Source organism: Staphylococcus agnetis (assembly GCF_002901865.1).
GTDB lineage: Bacteria > Bacillota > Bacilli > Staphylococcales > Staphylococcaceae > Staphylococcus > Staphylococcus agnetis.
The window spans coordinates 1-1,153 of the sequence record NZ_PPQF01000139.1; the positions used below are offsets into that span (position 1 = coordinate 1).

Genomic DNA, 1,153 nt, shown 5'->3' on the forward strand with positions numbered 1-1,153 from the left:
GAAGAAACTATCGTTGAGAGCATTATAGGTAATAATAATGATGGTATTTTAGAAATAATAGAGGATAGTAAGCCCGATGTTATTACTGATGAAAATTCAACGGATGAGATTATTGAAATAGAAGATTCTAATCCAGGCGGTAGGAAAGTAGATTACAACACAAATATTATAGATATCGATGAGGACAGTAATTTTGGTGAGGAAGATATTTATCATAATACAGATATCATTGACTTTGATGAAGATACCGCAACAGGCGTTGTAACTGGAGCGATTTCAGACCATACAACGATTGAAGATACGATGGAGTATACGAAAGATAATAATTTAATTGAACTCGTTGATGATAACACGTTACCTCCAGCTATTACCGGTGAGGCTGAAGGCCCAATTATTGAAATTGATGAAAATCATAAAGTAGAAATCATCGATATTACTATGCCAATTGGAGAAGAAGGCAGAATTAAAGGTAAAATCGAAAAAACTGTTGAAAATAACGTCATCAATTTTGATACAGAATCAGGATCTGGTACGATTCATGGAAATATTACTGGTATCGTTGAAGAAATTGATGATAATCACGTTATTGATATTGAGCATGGTTTAGATTCCGAAAATGGCTCAATAGACATTAATGATACTGTGGAAGACACAATGATTGATAAACCTAGCATTGATAATCGTACTGAAAATCCAGTTATTATAGTTGAAAATACAATACCTAAGAATAATGGTTCGGTGAAAGGTATTATAGAAGAATTGGATATTACTAAAGTAGTATCATCAGTCATTGTACAAAAAGATAAAAAGAATATGCCTCAAGCGACAAAAAATGAAAATGTTGGTGTTGAAAAGAAAGTGCGCATAGGAAACGTTGCATCTCAAAAGAATAAAGATTAAATAATTAAAGATGAGAGAAAGATAAAATATAACTCAAACTCACAAGGATGTGATTCAGGTCGCGCTTGTGTAGTGAATGTTAAACCTAATTTCGAACCTATTTCTACTGTACCTCATACCTCTAATGATTCAGAAACACAACTTGAAACTTTACCTAATACTGGTCAAAATAATAACGAACAAGCGGTAGTATTTGGTGGCTTACTAAGTCTTTTAGGATTATCACTATTAAGACTGTCTCTTATACACATCT

At 32.6% G+C, this 1,153-nt stretch carries 1 protein-coding gene and 1 pseudogene; both read left to right on the forward strand.

Annotation, left to right across the window (positions count from 1 at the left end):
• Nucleotides 1–900, forward strand: a pseudogene (locus CD172_RS12815) (hypothetical protein); the annotation flags it as partial.
• A 72-nt stretch (nt 901–972) separates the two neighbouring features.
• The coding region (locus CD172_RS12355; RefSeq protein WP_142384450.1) for an LPXTG cell wall anchor domain-containing protein at nt 973–1,153 on the forward strand (181 nt) is incomplete at its 3' end.